The organism is Burkholderia sp. LFS061, assembly GCF_047978125.1.
In the GTDB taxonomy this organism is placed as follows: Bacteria; Pseudomonadota; Gammaproteobacteria; order Burkholderiales; family Burkholderiaceae; genus Burkholderia; species Burkholderia pyrrocinia_C.
In genome coordinates this window covers 24,807-42,924 of sequence record NZ_JBFPFS010000005.1, presented here as the reverse complement: position 1 = coordinate 42,924, position 18,118 = coordinate 24,807, and the positions used below count along the sequence as shown (strand labels likewise).

The 18,118-nt window shown below is 64.4% G+C and carries 17 protein-coding genes; 8 read left to right on the top strand and 9 right to left on the bottom strand.

Annotation, left to right across the window (positions count from 1 at the left end; all coding sequences use genetic code 11):
• Positions 1 to 174 precede the first annotated feature (174 nt).
• Positions 175 to 1,125, top strand: coding sequence for a universal stress protein (locus tag ACNQQL_RS06040; protein WP_347063553.1), 951 nt, complete (start codon positions 175 to 177; stop codon positions 1,123 to 1,125).
• Between the two features lie 11 nt (positions 1,126 to 1,136).
• Here the strand turns inward: ACNQQL_RS06040 and ACNQQL_RS06035 are convergent, their stop codons facing one another.
• A complete protein-coding gene (locus tag ACNQQL_RS06035; protein ID WP_347063552.1) occupies positions 1,137 to 3,434 on the bottom strand; it encodes a heavy metal translocating P-type ATPase in 2,298 nt (765 codons plus the stop codon).
• A gap of 230 nt (positions 3,435 to 3,664) precedes the next feature.
• Between ACNQQL_RS06035 and ACNQQL_RS06030 the strand changes: the two genes are divergently transcribed.
• A complete protein-coding gene (locus tag ACNQQL_RS06030; protein WP_347063551.1) occupies positions 3,665 to 4,282 on the top strand; it encodes a hypothetical protein in 618 nt (205 codons plus the stop codon).
• 51 nt (positions 4,283 to 4,333) lie between these two features.
• Here ACNQQL_RS06030 and ACNQQL_RS06025 read toward each other — a convergent pair whose 3' ends face one another.
• A complete protein-coding gene (locus tag ACNQQL_RS06025) occupies positions 4,334 to 5,290 on the bottom strand; it encodes a cation diffusion facilitator family transporter (protein ID WP_347063550.1) in 957 nt (318 codons plus the stop codon).
• A gap of 234 nt (positions 5,291 to 5,524) precedes the next feature.
• On the opposite strand from ACNQQL_RS06025, the gene ACNQQL_RS06020 reads away from it, so the two are divergent.
• Entirely contained in the window at positions 5,525 to 5,923 is a 399-nt protein-coding gene (locus ACNQQL_RS06020; RefSeq protein ID WP_347063549.1) for a hypothetical protein, read from the top strand.
• A gap of 117 nt (positions 5,924 to 6,040) precedes the next feature.
• Here the strand turns inward: ACNQQL_RS06020 and ACNQQL_RS06015 are convergent, their stop codons facing one another.
• From ACNQQL_RS06015 to ACNQQL_RS05990, 6 genes are all read right to left on the bottom strand, one after another.
• Positions 6,041 to 7,420: an ATP-binding protein gene (locus tag ACNQQL_RS06015; RefSeq protein ID WP_347063674.1), complete on the bottom strand. Its 1,380-nt coding sequence runs from the start codon at positions 7,418 to 7,420 to the stop codon at positions 6,041 to 6,043.
• A gap of 5 nt (positions 7,421 to 7,425) precedes the next feature.
• Positions 7,426 to 8,091, bottom strand: a complete 666-nt coding sequence (locus tag ACNQQL_RS06010) for a response regulator (RefSeq protein ID WP_347063548.1) — start codon at positions 8,089 to 8,091, stop codon at positions 7,426 to 7,428.
• Positions 8,092 to 8,115: 24 nt separating this feature from the next.
• Entirely contained in the window at positions 8,116 to 8,853 is a 738-nt protein-coding gene (locus ACNQQL_RS06005; protein WP_347063547.1) for a cytochrome b/b6 domain-containing protein, read from the bottom strand.
• Positions 8,819 to 9,337 carry a diheme cytochrome c gene (locus ACNQQL_RS06000; protein WP_347063546.1) on the bottom strand — a complete coding sequence of 173 codons (519 nt, stop codon included), beginning with the start codon at positions 9,335 to 9,337 and terminating at the stop codon, positions 8,819 to 8,821. The genes ACNQQL_RS06005 and ACNQQL_RS06000 overlap by 35 nt, the downstream gene beginning before the upstream one ends.
• A gap of 12 nt (positions 9,338 to 9,349) precedes the next feature.
• Complete coding sequence (locus ACNQQL_RS05995; RefSeq protein WP_347063673.1) at positions 9,350 to 9,766, bottom strand: DUF1924 domain-containing protein; 417 nt, start codon at positions 9,764 to 9,766, stop codon at positions 9,350 to 9,352.
• Positions 9,767 to 9,858: 92 nt separating this feature from the next.
• On the bottom strand, positions 9,859 to 10,335 hold the full coding sequence (locus ACNQQL_RS05990) for a carboxypeptidase regulatory-like domain-containing protein (protein WP_347063545.1): 477 nt from the start codon (positions 10,333 to 10,335) through the stop codon (positions 9,859 to 9,861).
• Between the two features lie 494 nt (positions 10,336 to 10,829).
• Between ACNQQL_RS05990 and arsD the strand changes: the two genes are divergently transcribed.
• Both arsD and arsA read left to right on the top strand, forming a co-directional pair.
• Positions 10,830 to 11,195: an arsenite efflux transporter metallochaperone ArsD gene (arsD, locus tag ACNQQL_RS05985; RefSeq protein ID WP_347063544.1), complete on the top strand. Its 366-nt coding sequence runs from the start codon at positions 10,830 to 10,832 to the stop codon at positions 11,193 to 11,195.
• Between the two features lie 13 nt (positions 11,196 to 11,208).
• Positions 11,209 to 12,963: an arsenical pump-driving ATPase gene (gene arsA, locus ACNQQL_RS05980; protein ID WP_347063543.1), complete on the top strand. Its 1,755-nt coding sequence runs from the start codon at positions 11,209 to 11,211 to the stop codon at positions 12,961 to 12,963.
• Positions 12,964 to 12,999: 36 nt separating this feature from the next.
• On the opposite strand, the gene ACNQQL_RS05975 is transcribed toward arsA, so the two are convergent.
• Positions 13,000 to 13,260, bottom strand: coding sequence for a hypothetical protein (locus tag ACNQQL_RS05975; protein ID WP_347063542.1), 261 nt, complete (start codon positions 13,258 to 13,260; stop codon positions 13,000 to 13,002).
• A 135-nt stretch (positions 13,261 to 13,395) separates the two neighbouring features.
• On the opposite strand from ACNQQL_RS05975, the gene ACNQQL_RS05970 reads away from it, so the two are divergent.
• From ACNQQL_RS05970 to ACNQQL_RS05960, 3 genes are read left to right on the top strand one after another with little or no spacing between them, the layout of a single operon-like run.
• On the top strand, positions 13,396 to 14,334 hold the full coding sequence (locus ACNQQL_RS05970; protein WP_347063541.1) for a polysaccharide deacetylase family protein: 939 nt from the start codon (positions 13,396 to 13,398) through the stop codon (positions 14,332 to 14,334).
• Entirely contained in the window at positions 14,331 to 15,602 is a 1,272-nt protein-coding gene (locus tag ACNQQL_RS05965; RefSeq protein WP_416392529.1) for a putative glycoside hydrolase, read from the top strand. The genes ACNQQL_RS05970 and ACNQQL_RS05965 overlap by 4 nt, the downstream gene beginning before the upstream one ends.
• Positions 15,548 to 17,944 (top strand): serine hydrolase, encoded by a 2,397-nt coding sequence (locus ACNQQL_RS05960; protein ID WP_347063671.1) that lies wholly within the window; start codon positions 15,548 to 15,550, stop codon positions 17,942 to 17,944. Before ACNQQL_RS05965 ends, ACNQQL_RS05960 begins: the two co-directional genes overlap by 55 nt.
• Positions 17,945 to 18,118: the final 174 nt, after the last annotated feature.

Sequence of the window (18,118 nt, the reverse complement as noted above, 5' to 3'; positions counted from 1 at the left end):
CCTCCGACACTTCAATCCATGGCGGATCCGGGAGACATGCTACGAATCGATCGCGTTTCTTCGCGACGCACCGACCCTGAACGTGACTGCGCTTGACCAGGATCAAACCGGGACAAGCCGTACGTGCGAAAAATCACGTTATGCATGACCTCGGGTTGCCACCAGGAGACATTCATGAGCACCAGCACCCCAACCTTACCGGCGGGACGCCCTCCCCAAAGGGTAGTCATCGCGATCGACGGCTCGATCGCAACCGAGCATGCACTCGCCTATGCCAAACGTATCGTTCCGTCGAATGCATCGGTACAGATCGTGAGCGTTGCGGAAAATCCGAGAACACTCGTTCCGCTCGGATCGCAGACCATGGCGTTTCTCGAGGCAGCGCGCGACGAATTGCTCAGAGACGCGACCGATTCGCTGTCACGCGCAAAAAGCGAAATGAAGCGCGACGATATCACCATCGACACGGAAGTGATCGACCTGTCCAGGCATGGCGGGGATGTCGTGCATGCGCTGATCGAAAGCACGGAAGCCCGGCAAGCCGAACTCCTGATCGTGGGCGCACGCCAGCACCACGGCTTGCGCAGATGGATTGAAGGAACGGTTTCCGGTCCGCTTGCCAAACTTGTTCGTTGCCCGCTGCTTATCGTTCCGGAAGGTTTCTCGTCGGTTGCCGAGCATCTGCCGCGGCGGATGCTGTTTGCCGTAGACGGAAGCTCTCCGGCACGCCACGCATTGCAAGTCGGGATGCAATTCTCGAGACCCGATACCGAGTTACGCGCGATATACGTACTTGATCCCGCCGTATCGTTTGGTGACTTCGTACCTGTCGAGACACTGGAGGATGCGTTGGTCAGCGAAGGAAAACATGTACTGCAAGAAGCCACGGCCGTACTCGATGGCGTAGCCGGGCACTCACAGTCACAACTGATTCATACCGATCGAACCGACGCCGACGTTTCTCACGTAATCGTGCGCGAAGCGATCAAATGGAATGCGGACATGATCGTAATGGGCACCCATGGACGGCGCGGCACCGCGGGCTGGATGGTCGGTAGCGTTGCCGGGCGCGTCGCGCGGATCACGAAGACACCGGTCCTTCTCGTGAATCCGCCTCGTGCGTGACGCATTTATCGTCAAGCGTCTGCTTCGACTGCGTGGAACAGCTCCTCCTCTTGAGCACAATGCAGGCGGACGATTGCATCCAGCCCGTATAGCAAGCGTTGTATCGCCTGCATCTGCATGACTTCCGGTCCGTCATGCGGTATGTCAGTGACCGCCTGCCTGAGCGATCGAACTATCTTGAAAATCTCCCTGTGCGCGCTGCTCATTGCCGCAAGCGGATCCTCGCCGCCGAGAAGTGACGCAAGACGCGGGTAGACGTTGATTTCGTCAGATCGTTCGTGAGGCAATAGCCGTTTTTCCAACGCGTCGATGACATCGGCAAGCTCGCGGGTCATTATTTCACCGGGCAGCTTCGGTATGCGATCTGCGAGATCCCTGATCTGGCCCAGCAGCGGTGACAATTCCGCGTGCTCGCGTTTGAGCTGTTCGACATCGACATTGACGTCGGCCAGGCGAGCTTCCGTCGACCTCCTGCGCACAATCGACGCCCGTAACGCATTGATGATGACGACGACGTCGATGATCTCCTGAATCACCGCGCCGGCGATTGGCTGCAGGAATCCCAACGCGGCAATCGTCATCGCGGCGACCGACAACGACATGCCGATCACTACGCTCTCGAGCGCAATCCGGCGCGACCGTCGAGCGATACGCATCGCATCCACGAGTCGATCCAGCCGATCCACCAGCAGTACCACGTCGGCCGCTTCCGACGACGCGGCCGCGCCCCGCGCGCCCATCGCGATACCGACATCGGCGGCCGCGAGCGCCGGCGCGTCATTCACGCCGTCGCCGACCATGATCACCACGCCTTCCTTGCGAGCTGCCTGGATTGCGGCAAGCTTGTCCGTTGGCGTTTGCTCCGCGCGCACATCCGTTACGCCCAATAGCTCACCAACGGCTTCCGCAATGTCCCGTCGGTCGCCAGTCAGCATGATGAGGCGCTCGACGCCTTCACGTTTCAGCAGCCGCAATGCCCTCGGCGTTTCCAGCCGCACCTGGTCGGCCATTTGAATTGCGCCGATCATGACACCATCCGCCCCGACGAATACCGCGGCCCCGCCCTGGCTGCCGACCCGTCGAAGGAAGGCGTCGCTCCAGGGCACAACCGTCGAGCGGGCAGATACGTAGCCGAACTTGCCAATGGCGACAGTCCGGTTGTCAACCTGGCCTGTCACGCCTTCGCCGGCCGTTTCCGTGACGGCCGACGGCGGTGAAAGTTTGATGTGACGTTCCCGCGCTGCGACCGTCAACGCATCCGAAATGACATGACCCGAAGCTTGTGCCAGGGATGCCGCGACACGCAGCACATCGTCTGCCTCGACATTCGGGCCGCACTCGATCGAAACGATACGCGCCCGGCCGCCCGTGAGGGTCCCGGTCTTGTCGAAGAAAAGAATCGTTGCTTGCGCAAGACGTTCCAGCGCGCCGCCACCTTTGACCAGAACGCCTCGTTTCGAACAGCGCGACATGCCGGAAACGATTGCTACCGGCACTGCCAGGATCAGCGGACATGGCGTGGCTACGACGAGCACGGCAAGCGCGCGCGCGACGTCGCCGGTCACCAGCCAGGCGATACCCGCGATAAGCAACGAAACCAGTACGAAGAACGCTGCATAGCGATCGGCGAGGCGTACGGCCGGACTGCGCTCGCGCTGTGCACTTTCGACCATGCGGACAATGCCGGCAAACGTGCTGTCGCCGACGCTCGCGCGGGCGACCATCTCGAACGGAGCGCTGGCGTTGACCACACCGCTGCATGCGCCCTCCCCGGATCGTCGTCGCTGGGTCGATGACTCGCCCGTCAGCATGGATTCGTCCAGTTCCGCATCGCCGGTCAGCGTGCCGTCAACCGGCACGAACTCGCCGCTTCGCACGAGAAGCCGGTCACCGGGGCGGATGGTTTCCGGAGCGACAGAACGCCATTCACCATCCTCGAATCGGGTTGCCTGCCGGGGGGCACGGTTGAGCAGCGCGGTCATCTCGCGTTGTGCGCGGTTTTGCGCATACTGTTCGAGGGTACGCCCGCTTGCCAGCATCAATGCAATGACTGCCGCGGTGAGCGTCTCGTCGAGCGCCATCGCCAGCCCGATCGCCAACCATGCGAGAACGTCGATGCCGGCCTGCCGCCTCACGATTGCCTTTGCAATGGATACGGTCAAGGCGAGCAAGACCGGCAACGCGCCAAGCAGCCAGACAACTCGCGCGAACGAAGGCAGACCGAACGCAACGCACATGCCTCCTCCGGCGAGCGTAACGGCCGCAAAGACCAGCAACACAAAATCGATTGACCGGGGAATTCGTGACATGCCGATGTTTCGGATCCTCATGCAGGGATGTAACCGCCGCGTCCGAATCCGGTCGCAGCTGGAACTGCATCAAGTCTAAGAAGCGCCTCTGCTCGATGCTTGACATGGGTCAGGACGATGTACCTCCGGCGGAATACCAGGCACGTCTTCTTGCTTGATGTGAGTCAAGTTGACGATTCCTTTCGTCAGCACAATGACACTGTGATGCCGGATGGCCTGGAGTCGATATCGTGTTAACGCTGGCCGTGCTCTTCGTCGTGATTCTTCTGCTGAATCTCATACCGGCGTTTGCCCCACCGACCTGGATGGCGATGTCGTGGGTCGGGTTCAATCTGCCCGACGGAAATCCACTGATCTTTGCCGTCGTAGCGGCTGGCGCCGCGACAACGGGCCGCGTCATTCTGGCGACCTTCGCGAGGTCACTCGTCCGGTCCCGCTGGATAATGGAATCCGATCGCGAGAACATCGGCATCGCCACCCGCTGGCTTCGGAAGCACAAGACGCTGACTGCCGGCGCGTTCTTTTTCTACGCATTGAGCCCGCTTCCATCCAACTACCTCTTTATTGCGTATGGCCTTTCCGGGTTGCCGCTCAGGGTCATCGCCGCGGCATTCTTCATCGGCCGCGCAATGACCTATGCGATCTGGGCGCACCTCGGTCGCTTTGCATCGACCCGGCTGGACGTGGAATCCCAGCTCGAAGGGACTTACCTCGGCGGATATTTCGTCGTCACGCAACTGGTATTGCTCGCCTTCGTCTTCGCACTGATGAAGCTCGATTGGAGCACGCTGGTCAATGAGCGTCGGTTGACGTTCCGGCGTGGCCATCACCCACACCGCTCTGAATGAACATCAGCGCGCGCGGCGTTTTGAACGAAAGCGCCGCCGCCCGTTTTTTGTCTACCCGTTTCGAATCTCCGACGCAACTTCGGTGACGCTTTCCCGCTTGCGGGGATCGACGTGCGTCATCACGTTCAGAACACGGTGATGCCTCATCACGCGAGCACGCGCATCGACAGCGATATCGTGCCCTTGTGCGACGGTGAGATCGGCATCGATGTCGAGATGCACGTCGACGAGGATCAGATCGCCCGCCTTTCGCGTGCGTAGATCGTGCAAGTCGAGCACGCCCGGTGTCGTACGCAGTGTCGCGAGGATTGCCTGTACATCTTCGGCGTCGGCCGATCGATCCATCAAATCGTGCAACGCATCCCAACCGAACGTGGCGCCCATTTTCACGATCATCCCGCCGACGATCAGCGCGGCGATGGGGTCGAGAAGCGGATAGCCAAGCAGGTTGCCGACAATGCCGAACGCGACCACAAGGGAGGATGCGGCATCCGAACGCGCATGCCACGCGTTGGCGACCAGCATGCTAGATTTCACCCGGGTTGCAACCGCAAGCATGTAACGGAACAGGCCTTCCTTCGCGACAAGCGCGATGATCGCTACCGATAGCGCGGCAACGTGGACGCGCGGGATTGCTTCCGGATGCTCGAGCTTCTGTATCGCTGACCAGAGCATGCCGCTCCCGACCAGCAGCAGGATCAATGCAAGCGCGAGCGATGCGCCTGTTTCGAAGCGCTGATGTCCGTACGGATGCTTTGCATCAACGGGCTTCTTGCTGTGGTGACTGGCCACCAGGACGACGAAATCCGCGATCAGATCGGATAACGAATGAATGCCGTCCGCCACGAGACCCTGCGACCGAGACAGGATGCCTATCCCCACCTGTCCGATGCTCAGCGCGAGATTCACCGCGACGCTCACCCATGTGCTTCGAGTGGCTGCCACGGCCGTCGCCGGTGTCGCTTCAGCGACGGTTTCCGGAAAAACATCGGGGTTCTTTGACGTCACGATTCAGCTCATATTCCAAGGTTGAACAAAGTCGAAAGTCGCACGCGCGGCGGCGGAACGCATGGCGTTCCGGCACGGCCGAACGCCGGCATTCAGGTCGAAAGCTCGTCGAACGCGATCGCCGGTATGCATTTCGATGGTATTGACGCCCACCACGGGGGGCTTGATCTGAGGCAAAGGATTTACCGCCCTTCCGTGTACGGTTGAACACGTTCAACCGGCTTGGAGACCGTCATGTCCAGAGCGAATACGTTCACCGTTACCTGTCTGCTCGGCATCGCGATCGCGATGACGGTCAGTTTCGCCGATGCCCAGCCACGTCAGCCCGCTGGCAGTCCGGCAAGCGAGGCCGGCGGCATGATCTACGGTAGCCAGTTGATGACGCCGGCCGAGCGGAATGAATACCGGACCCGTATGCTTGCCGCGGCGTCGGATGCCGAGCGCGAAAAAATCCGCGACGAACATCATGCCGAGATGCAAAAGCGCGCGAAGGCGCGCGGCATCAAGCTCCCGGACGTGTCCCCCATGTGGGGTATGCATCGGGGGCGAGGCATGGGCATGGGCACGGGAATGGGCCCGGGCTACATGCACGGCCAGCCCGGCGGTCCGGGAAGCGGCGCGCTCGGTCAGTGATCGCATGGTTCTGCGCGTCAGGTAATGAACGCACCGTTTCGGTTGCAACCGAGCGATTTCGCGAGCTCCGGCCGAGCGTTGAAATTGTCCTGTCTGATCGGCAACGCGCATGATCGTCTAACGCATGGTCGCACCGGTTGCGTCGGCATCCGGCCACGAAACGCTCACCCGTAGTCCGCCAAGCAAGGGCGATCGGTCTACCTGAATGTCGGCGTCATGCGCCGACGCGATTCTCCGCACGATCGACCATCCAAGGCCGCTCCCGCTCGGCCGAGTTCCCGTCGGCCGAAAGAACCGCTCCCCCAGCCTGCGCAGATCGGCGTCGCCAATGCCGGCGCCGCTGTCCTCGACCCGCAGCGTGGTGCACCGGTCTTGGCGGCGAACCGACACGGAAATATGAGCCTGCGGCGGACTATAGCGAATCGCGTTGTCGACCAGATTGCGCACCATCGACGCGAGCAATGCTTCGTTTCCGCCGACAATGCACGGCAGCGGCGCGTCGAGCTCCAGTTTCTGCCGTTTCCCGATCGACAGTGGAGCAGCCTCGGCCACCACCTGCCTCGCCACGGCTGAAACATCGACCGACGCGTGCTCTGCCAGTGCGCCTGCATCAAGACGCGAAAGCAGCAATAGCTGATCCACGAGACGTGCCGCCCGATCGCATCCTTCAAGAACGCCCCGCAACGCATGCTGGCGCCGCTCGTCATTTCGCTCTGCCATTGCCACCTGCGCCTGCGCCTTGACGGCCGCAATCGGCGTCCGCAACTCGTGAGCCGCATCGGCAGTGAATCGGCGTTCCGCGTCCAGTACGGTGCGAATCCGATCGAACAGGCGGTTCAGCGCATCCAGCATCGGCTGCATCTCGAGCGGCGTCCGATCCAGCCGGATCGTGTCGAGCGCCTGCGGATTCCGCTTCGCCAGCGCTCGTCCAAAATCGCGCAGGGGTGCCGTGCCGCGGCGAACCGCCCAGCCGATGACAAGCACCAGCAACGGCAAGGCAGCCGCCATTGGCCAGAACGCGCTGCGCATGACGGCGCGCAAAATCGCCTGGCGTGAATCGATTCGCTCACCCACGAACACCTGAACATCGCCGCGCGATTCGCGCACGACAAACACCCGCCACGCATCGCCGTCGATCCCGACGGTCCAGAATCCGGAAGCCGGATCGCGCCCGGTCAGCTCGGATGCCACCATCGGCTTCGACGGCGCATTCTCGGAATGCAGGCCAAGCTGCCCGTCATGAAACACCTGAAATGCCACGCGGGGCCCGTAAGGATGAAGGATCGGCGCGTCAATCGCCTTGTCGTCGTCATCCGGCGCCCGCGCCTGTTGCGCGACGAGCAGTGCCGCCGCTTGCGCGAGGTGACCGTCGAGTAACCGGTCGATCTCGCGCCGAGCGTCAAGCCAGGTCAGCATCAGCGTCGACAGCCAGACCACAAGAACCACGACCGGCACGAGTATCAACAGCCGGCCATGCAACGAGCGTGTAGGCAGCATGGCTTTCATGCGGCATCCCGCATCAGCACGTAACCCACGCCACGCACGGTCCGGATCAGCTCGCTGCCGAGCTTGGCTCGCAACCGATGGATATGCACCTCGACGGCATTGCTTTCCACCTCCTGTCCCCAGCTGTACAGATACTGCTCGATCTGCTCTCGCGACAAAACCCGACCGACATTCAACATAAGTATGTGCAGCAGGTCGAATTCGCGCGTCGACAGCGCAACAGGAACGCCGGCGCGGCGCGCTGTTCGCGAAGCGGGCTCCAGTTCGACGTCCTGCGCGTGGAGCCGCTCGGTCGGTCTGCCATGGGCCCGCCGAACCAGCGCTCTCAGGCGCGCACCGAGTTCGTACAGGTCCACGGGCTTGATCACATAGTCGTCGGCACCCACGTCGAGCGCCTTGATGCGGTCAGGCACGGCATCGCGCGCGGTAAGGATCAGGATCGGTAGCGCAATGCCGTCACGACGAATGCGCTGCAAGACATCCATGCCGTCCACGAGCGGCAAACCGAGGTCGAGGATCGCCGCCGCATGAACGTGCGCACGCAGTTCACGCTGAGCCGCATCGCCGTCGCGCACCCAGTCGACCTGGAAACCTTGCTGGCGCAATCCGGCACGGATGCCGTCGCCGAGCAGGATGTCGTCTTCCACAAGCAGGATGCGCACGATGTATCGCTCCACCCGGGGCCGTCAGTCGGCATCCCGGCCCGCCCCGTTCGCGGGCCTGTCGCTTTCCGTCGCGACAGGCCGCTCCATCGGGGGGGACTGCGGTGCGGCACGCCATTGTGTCCACCACCAGGCGATCACCGCGGCTGTCATCAGGGCGGCAACGCCCCACCAGGCGCGCCGAATGCCGTCAATCGGCGCGCCGAGCTTGTAGCCGGTCACCATCGCACCAGCCAGATTCTCGCGATGGGCGACGCTGCTGACCAGTACGGCGGCGACATGTACCGCAACGAGCGCCAGCATGGCGTTCGCCGCCCCCTCATGGAAATCGCCGAACGATTCGCCATTTCCCGTATAGGTTGCCCAGCCGGTCGCCACGGTGACGATCGTTGTCGCCAGCATGGCGACAATTGCAACCGCCCCGGCCGGATTATGGCCGGCGTGATGTTCCGGCCGGCCTTTTGCAAGGCTCACCAGGTACCGGATAACGGTTGCCGGCGGACGCACGAACGACGAGAACCGCGCATGACGCGTGCCGGCCACACCCCACACGACGCGGAAAAAAACGAGTCCCAGCATCGTGTATCCGAACGCGACGTGCATCAGCCGCCATCGTTCGCTCTCCGCGGTAAGCCACGCGCCGGCAAACGAAACGACCATCAGCCAGTGAAATACGCGGATCGGGGCGTCCCAGATCAGTATCCTGGCGGGACGTGATTTCTCCGGTTCACCGTGCGCCCGGGATGCGGATGAATCGTTCATCGAAATTTCCTTTATCGGCTTGGGTATGACATGCGGCACAGTTGGACGGCCGCTTGACTGCCGGGCTGTGCCACAACGACATGGGAACTTCATCGTGTGCGGCGATGAACCATGACGATCGCGTGATCCTGTCCTCCGGCGGACGTGCCCGGGAGCCCGCTGCGGCATGCGCGGTCAGCCAGGTCTCCAGTTGTCCCACCGTTGCCGCGTCCAACGTCGCGTCGGTGCCGAAGTGGCGATCGAGACGATTCAGGATGCGGCGCCACGACTCGGCCGGCAGCGCCCCGGGCGGATAAGCGATATGGCAGGTCGCGCACTCCTGCCGGTACTTGGGCAGCAACGGAATCGCGAGGCCGCGCATCTCCTCTTCCGCCAGTGCGGCGCGCGGCAGCAGCAACATCAGCAGCAGCGTGGCCAGGCTTGCCCGCACACATCGCAGGGCGGCGATTTTGCGCGACGAAATCGTCGGGTCGACGTTATTCATGATCATTCGCCATCAAGGTTTCAGGCTCATGAGCCAACTGAGGACGTCTGCCTTTTCTGCTGCCGAGCATTCGCGCCCGACAACGTCCTTGCAGTTTCTGCGAAACCATTTTTCCGTCTTGGCCTCGTCAGTGAACCGGGCGGGATTGAACGCGGGAGCGAGCGGCTCGATGGTCTTGCCGGTAACGACGTGCCGGCCGGGTCCGGTCGGCGTGTTGCCATGACAGCTTGCGCAACTCCAGTCGCGCCCATGTCGAGACGTGAAGAATTGTTGACCCCGCGACGGGATTGCGCCGGCGCCTGCCTGTGCCGTGTAGCCGTCGAGCAAACGGGCAGTCGTGTCGGCGTGTGCACCGACAACGGTGGCAAACAACGTCGCAACCCAAAGGCACGGAGCGCAAAGCACGCGAAATGAACGGGATGGCCGCATCGTGATTCTCCTGAGCGATGCGTTCATGTTCGGGCAGATTCCTTACCGGATTCTTAACGCGTCGGCGCCCCGTAGTCAGCGCGATGTCGTCGTCATTGCGAAATGGACGGACTCGCCTTTGCGCACCCCGTGCACAGGCGCATGACATCGTGTTGATCGGGATCTTCCCAGTAAAACCGGATATCGGCGCCTCGATGCGAATCGATCCGCACTTGCTTCGTCTCGTGAATGTGACGATCGCGTGCCGATACCGTATAGCGGCCCGCGGGCAGACGCACATACAGGAATGGGCCCGTCGTTCGTACGGTGAGGAGATGCCGCATACCCGACGAGATCGTGACATCCACGTCGGACAAGTACTCGCCTGTCTTCGACGTGAATGTCATCCGCAGGTTATAGCGGGAGGCCGCCTCGCGAAACGCACCTGCTTCGTCAGAACCGATGCCGCCCGTCACATATGTCACCCCGTCGTGTTCGACGGGCGTCAACACAGTATCGGCAAAGCTACCCGCTGCCATGGTAAGCATACATATTGACGCGCACAGCGCGCCGATGATTCTGGTCGACATGATTCTCTCCGCTTGCACGTGGCATCCTTGCCTCCGCGTCTACCCGGATATGCGGTGCGTGAAGCGGCAGTGGAGATGCCGTATATGAATCGCTTTGCTGGCATGCCAAGCATCCCGCCGCTTGCTCATTCGACCTTGACTCAAATCAAGCGATCATCCCAAGTAAAAATGCGCGTTGAGCTTCGGGCACGCTCCCGGCCAGTCAACGCGATGCCGTGCGGTAATACAGAGCGCGGACACAACGCAGGTCAACTGCGTCTTTGCGCCGACTGCCTCGGCGGCTGGCGTTCGTGACGCACTGCTGCAGCCCCTTCATGGAATGCGTCGTTTGAACGGGGCAGATACGCTCATTGCGAGTGGAGGTAGCGGAAAACGCCGTTTCCTGGTCTCCACCTTGACCGAGGTCAACCACTGGTTCCCCTGCAGTGCCAACATGTGCCGTGAAACGCTGTTGCAGTTTTGCCGCAAGACCGGATCTACCCGCAGGAGCGCAGATGAGCAAGCTCGAAGTGTTTGAACCAGCCATGTGTTGTCCGACCGGCTTGTGCGGAGTCGACGTTGACCCGGTACTGATTCAGTTCAACGCCGACCTTCAATGGTTGACCGGCCATGGTGTCGACGTTGTTCGGCACGGCCTCGGACACGACGCGGCGGCGTTTGCCGCCAATCCGGAAGTCGTCCGGGAAATGCAGGTCGGCATGGACCGCCTGCCCATCGCGATGGTGGACGGCAAGATCATCTCGATCGGCGCCTATCCATCGCGTGCCCAATTGATTCAGAAAATGGGGCTCAAGATTTCCGCCGCCGAAAAGCCGCACATAAGAGCAAGTGCCTGTGGCTGCAAGCCCGGCGAATGTTGAAGGACACACTGACATGACGCTGCCGGCCATTAATACTCGCCACGTTTTCTTCACGGGCAAAGGCGGTGTCGGCAAGACATCGCTTGCCTGCGCAACGGCCCTTCGGTTGGCTGAAGACGGAAAGCGCGTGCTGCTGGTCAGCACCGACCCGGCATCCAATCTCGACGAAGTTCTCGAGACCTCGCTCTCCACGCAGCCAGCGCCCGTCAGCCGGGTTCCGAACCTCCAGGCGCTGAACATCGACCCGGTGCGTGCTGCAAACGCGTACCGCGAGCGCATGGTCGCTCCCTATCGAGGCGTACTCCCCGATGCAGCGATTCGCAGCATGGAAGAGCAGTTTTCCGGCGGCTGCACCGTTGAGATCGCCGCGTTCGATGCGTTTGCCAACCTGCTCGCAGGCAGCGACGTCACGAACGCCTATGACCACGTCATCTTCGACACGGCGCCTACGGGGCATACATTGCGCCTGCTGACGCTGCCGTCGGCGTGGAGCAATTTCCTGTCGACGAACACGACGGGAAATTCATGCCTTGGCCCGCTTTCAGGCCTCGAGCCCAACAAGAAGCTGTACGCGGCGGCCGTTGCCGAACTGACTGACCGCGACCACACCACGGTGGTCCTTGTTGCCCGTCCGGATACGTCGGCATTCCGCGAGGCCGAGCGCACCCGTATCGAACTGGCCGACCTCGGCGTCAGGAACCTGGTACTCGCCGTCAACGGTGTGTTCAAGGCGACTTCACCTGACGACGTCATCGCCCGTGCGATGGAAGCGCAGCAGGCTGCCGCGATCGAGGCCATGCCGCGGGGACTCGCAGCACTGGAACGAAGTCAAACGGGGTTCATTCCGATGGGACTGGTTGGCCTGCGCGCGCTAAAGGCCTATTTGCACCCGGAGCTGACGACCGTCTCTCAGGCGGATGCCAGCTTGAGCGTCGAGTTGCCCGGCGGCCTTCTGCCACTCATCGACGACATCGAGAAGACCGGACATGGCCTGGTCATGACGATGGGCAAGGGCGGCGTCGGCAAGACGACGGTGGCCGCCGCGATAGCGCTTGAACTTGCTCAGCGCGGCCATAACGTCCTGCTTTCGACGACAGACCCCGCGGCTCATGTGGCGTGGACGCTGCAGGAGTCGCTGCCTGGTTTGAGCGTGGCTCACATCGACGCGGCGCGGGAAATCGACCGTTACCGCGATGAAGTTCTCGCCAGGGCCGGCGCTTGCCTCGATGCACCGGCGAAGGCAATGCTCGAGGAAGACCTGCGCTCGCCATGCACCGAGGAGATCGCGGTGTTTCGTGCCTTCGCCCGGACGGTAGACGAAGCGCGAGACTCTTTCGTGATACTGGACACGGCCCCGACCGGGCACACCATACTGTTGATGGACTCGGCGGAGGCTTACCATCGCGATGTCATGCGCACACAGGGTGATATGCCGGAAGCCGTCCGCCAGCTTCTGCCGCGGCTCCGTGACCCCGAGTTCACGCATGTGTTGATCGTGACGCTCGCCGAAGCGACGCCGGTGCATGAAGCGGAGCGCCTGCAAGCCGACCTCCGCCGGGCGCAGATCGAGCCGTATGCGTGGGTTATCGACCAAAGCCTGCTGGCAAGCGGTACCCACGATCCCGCCCTGGCCGAGCGAGGTCGCCATGAGGTGCCGTTCATCGAGCGAGTGATCAAGCAGGACGCAACGCGGTCGGCGTTGCTGCCATGGCAGGCGGATCCACCCGTTGGCCTTCACGGACTCGAAGCGTTATTGCACGGACATTGACTGGTTTGCAACGTCTGCTTCGCGCAGCAATGGCGGCTACAACGCATTCGACTGAATCGTCAGATAGCTGATGCCATGGATGCGCGACGCCGAACCGTTGACGCCGGACGAAGCGGCGATATCGCTTCCCTTCGATACCGCGGTGCCGATCGATCGGTTCCGGTCGGCGGGGTACTGGCGGCCGCTGCCGGCCGCGCCGCCGCGGATGCGGCGAAGCGTCCGCGCATCGGTCCGTTTCCCGGCGCGGCGCCGGCCTTCCCCCGTTGATACCCCGGTCCGTTCGGCCGGGCCGCGCACGGGCGCGGGCCTGACGCACCGCCCCCGGCCGCCGATCCTGCCAGCCGTTGACCTGCATCATGAGCCGCGCCGCATGCCGGCCACACCATGGCACATCACGAGACAGCACGGCCCGTCTCTCCTTCGCAAGCCTCCATGCGACACACGAACACGTCCGGAACGATCCTGATGGGCGCTGACGGCAAAGCCGCGACCGACCGGCCCGAGCGCGGCCGCGCGCGTGTCCGGATCGCGGCATCCCGCCATCCGTTCCGCACGACGCGCGCCATGCTCGGCAGCCTCGGCCGGCTGCTGGTCGTCGCATGCTGGCTGGCACATCCGGCGACGGCTTTCGCGCAGGTCGCCGAATCGAGCGCGACGATCCTCGTGTATCACCGGTTCTCGGCCACCGCCGACGATTCGATGACCGTGCGCGTCGTCACCTTCGAAGCGCAACTGCGCTATCTGCGCGAACACGGCTATCACTTCGTGCCGCTGCGCGACATCGTGAACTGGATCCTCGATCCGGCCGCCGTGCTGCCGTCCAGGCCGGTGGCGCTGACGCTCGACGACGGCCATCGTTCGGTATTCGAAGCACTCCTGCCGATCGTCTTGCGTGACCGGCTGCCGGTCACGCTGTTCATCTACCCGTCCGCCATCTCGAACGCGTCGTATGCGCTCACCTGGGACCAGTTGCGCACGCTCGAGAAAACCGGGCTGTTCGACATCCAGTCGCATACGTACTGGCATCCCAACTTCAAGGTCGAACGACGCCGGCGCAGCGCGGCCGATTTCCGCCAGTTCGTCCGGACCCAGCTCGACCGCTCGCGCAAGCGTCTCGAAGCGGAGACCGGCGCCCGCGTGGACATGCTTGCCTGGCCCTTCGGCATCTACGACGACGAACTAATGTCGATCGCGGCGGAACAAGGCTATGCAGCGAGCTTCACGCTGGTGGGCCGCCGCGCCGACCGGCACGCGGCACTGCTCGCGCTGCCGCGCTTCCTGATGACCGACGCCCATGGGCCGACCGCGCTGGCGCGGCTGCTGGGCGACGCGCCTGCGCAGCCGGCACGCACCGGGGAGCAACAGCCATGACCCGCGGCGGCTGGCCGGTGCGGCTTGCGAAGTGCGCGGTGCTGGCGCTGGCCGCGATGTCGGCCAGCGCGGGCACGCAGGCCGTGACCGGCATCGTGATCGACGGCAGCACACAGCACCCGATCGCCGGCGCGATCGTCACCACGGCCGCGGCCACCGGGCGCACGGACGACCACGGCCGCTTCGACATCGCGCAACCGGGATCGACCGTCGCCGCCCGAGCGCCGGGCTATCTGCGCAGCACGCAAACCGACATCGACGACGGCCGCCCGGTCACGCTGAGCCTGACGCAGTTCCGCCCGAAGGCCGTCTACCTGTCGGTCTACGGCGTGAACAGCGCGGCCATCCGCGACGCCGCTGTCGGTCTGAGCGGGACGACCGCCGTCAATGCGCTGGTGATCGACGTCAAGGGCGATCGCGGCCTGACGCCCTACCGGAGCACCGCGCGCGAAGCGATCGGCGCGGCGGCCCGGCTCAGCGAACATGCGCCGGTCGACCGCGACTTCCCGGCGCGGCTCGCCGACCTGCATCGCCGGCATCTCTATCTGATAGCCCGCATCGTCGTCTTCAAGGACGACCCGCTCGCCAACGCACACCCCGACTGGGCAGTACGCGATGCAGCCGGGGCGGCCTGGCACGATCGGGAGCACCTGCAATGGGTCGATCCGTTTTCCCATGACGTCTGGCAGCACAACCTCGACCTTGCCGAAGAGGCCGCGCGCCTGGGATTCGACGAGATCCAGTTCGACTACGTGCGCTTTCCCGATGCGCGCGGCTTGCGCTTCGCGCAGCCGAACACCCGCGCCAACCGGACATCGGCCATCGTCGGCTTCCTGCAGGCGGCGCGCACGCGGCTCGCGCCGTACAACGTCTTCGTGTCCGCCGACATCTTCGGCTACGTGTGCTGGAACCTCGACGACACCGCGATCGGGCAGCAGATCGAGTCGCTGGGCGCCGCGCTCGACTACATTTCGCCGATGCTCTATCCGTCAGGCTTCACGTGGGGCCTGCCGGGCTGCACCAATCCCGTCGCCGATCCCGGCCAGATCGTCAGGCGCTCGCTGGCGGAAGCGCGCGAGCGCACCGGGCTCCCGGGCGTGCGCTTCCGTCCATGGCTGCAGGCATTTCGCGACTACGCGTTCGACCGGCGGGCCTTCGACGCGAACCAGATCCGCGCGCAAACCGACGCGGCCGACGCCGCGGACACCGATGGATGGATGCTGTGGAATCCGCGCAACCGTTACGACGCCGCGCAATTGCCGCGCTGAAGCGGCATCTGGCGCGGACCTGCCGGGCCGTGGGCTGCGCGTGCGCATGCGTTGCCTGGGCCGCGCACGGCGCGAACCTGGACGCCGGCGCCCGCGCGCAGCTCGACCGGATCGTCGCGGCACAGATTGCGGCGGGCCGAGTGCCTGGCGCGGTGCTGGCGTTCGGCGACGCGCATCACGTGTTTTATCGGCAGGCATTCGGGCAGCGCGTGCAGGTGCCGGGCAACGAAGCGATGACCGTCGACACGGTGTTCGATCTGGCATCGCTGACGAAGGTCGTCGCCACGACGACCGCGGTCATGCAACTGGTGGAGCGCGGGCAACTCGATCTCGACAGCCCCGTCGCCCGCTATTGGCCCGCCTTCGCAGCCAACGGCAAGCAGGCGGTGACCGTGCGCCAGTTGCTGACGCACCAGTCGGGCCTGCCGCCGGATCTGCCGCTCGGCCCCGATGCGGCCACGCGCGACGGGGTATTGCGCGAAGTTGTCGCGCAGCGGCTGCGCGCGCAGCCGGGTGAACGGGTGATCTACAGCGACATCAATTTCGTCGTGCTGGGCGAGTTGGTGCAGCAGATCACGCATCGCACGCTGGCCGCGTATTGTCGCGATCGAATCTTTGCGCCGCTTCGCATGCACGACACGATGTTCCTGCCCGACGCCGCGCGGGCGGCACGCAGCGCGGCGACGACCGCGGATCGCAACGGGATGCGGCGCGGGCGGGTGCACGATCCGACCGCCGCCCGGATGGGAGGCGTTGCCGGCAACGCGGGCCTGTTCTCGACGGCCGACGACCTGGCGCGGTTCGCGCAGATGCTGCTCGACGACGGCCGCGCGGGCGCCGCGCGGATTCTGCAGCCGCAAAGCATCGCCGCGTTGGCGACGCCGGCCACGCCGCTTTCGCCGCCGACGTGGCGGAGCCTCGGATGGGTGTCGAGCGGACCGCTGACGGCCAACCGTGACCGGCTGGTTCCGGTCGGCGCCGTCGAGCACACCGGCTATACCGGCACCGCCATCTGGATCGACTTTGTGTCCCGCCAGTTCGCCGTCATCCTGACGAACCGCGTGCATCCGGACGACCGCGGCGATGCTCGGCCGCTTCGCGCACAGGCGATCGCACTGCTGGCCAGCCAGTCGCCGCCGCAATCGGCCGCCGGGCAGGAACTGGCGCTGCCGTCGGCCGGACCGGCGATTGCAGCAGCGGAGCGCCCGCCGAACGGGGCCGGGCCGGTGGACACCGGCATCGACGTACTGGAAGCGCTGCACTTTGCGCCGCTCGCGGGCCTTCGGGTCGGCTTGATCACGAATCGCACCGGATTCGACCGCGCAGGCGCGCGTACCATCGACCTTCTCGCGCACGCGCCGAATGTCGAACTGGCCGCCCTGTTCGCGCCGGAACACGGATTGGGTGCCGATCAGGACGCGCGGGTCGTCGATGCGCGCGACGGGCCGACCGGGCTGCCCGTGTACAGCCTCTACGGCACCCGCCGACGGATTCCGGACGCCGCGCTCGAGGGGCTCGATGCCCTGGTGTTCGATCTTCAGGACGCAGGGGGGCGCTTCTTCACCTACGAGACGACGCTGGGTTACGCGCTGGAAGCCGCCGCCGCCCATCGCATTCCGCTCTTCGTCCTCGATCGCCCCGATCCGCTCGGCGCCGACCGTGTCGGCGGCCCGACGCTCGATCGGGGCCGCGAATCGTTCACCGGCTATTTCCCGCTACCGCTGTTGCCCGGCATGACGGTCGGTGAGCTGGCGGCACTGTTCGATCGCGAGCGCGGCATCGGCGCCGATCTGCGCGTGATCCCGCTGCGCGGCTATCGGCGGTCGATGCGGTTCGCGGACACCGGGCTGGGATGGACGCCGCTGTCGCCGAACCTGCGCACGGCGGCGCAGCTCGATCTCTACCCCGACGTCGCGCTGATCGAAGGCGCCAACGTGAGTGTCGGGCGCGGCTCGCCGCATCCGTTCGAATGGGTGGGCGCGCCGTGGCTCGACAGTGCGCGCGTGGCCGCGATGCTGAATGCGCTGGATCTCGGCGTGCAGGCCGAGCCGGTCGACTTCGTGCCCACCGAGTCCACGTACCGGGGAGTGCCGTGCCATGGCGTCAGCCTCCACGCCGGCGGCGAGCCGCGACGTCCGGCGCGGCTCGGCCTCGCCTTGCTGTCCGTCCTGCATGCGCTCTACCCGGCGACATTCGATCTCGACGCGACGCGCGACTCGATCGGGGATGCGCAGGTGTGGCAGGCGATTCGCGCCGGCGACGGCCTCGATGCGATCGAGGCCGTCGCCGAACGGCGGAGTGCATCGTTTTCCGCGTTGCGGAGCCGCTATCTGCGTTACTGACGATCCCGCCGCCTGCCCGTGCCGGGGTGGCGACGGCGTGCATGACCGGGGCGGAACCCTCCAATCGGCCAGCCGTATGACGAATTCGCCGGCCGATCGTTGCGCCGGCTTGATGACGATCAAGCGCCGCCGGGCCACTCGCCGTACCGTGGACGCTGGGCGATTCGTCGCGAA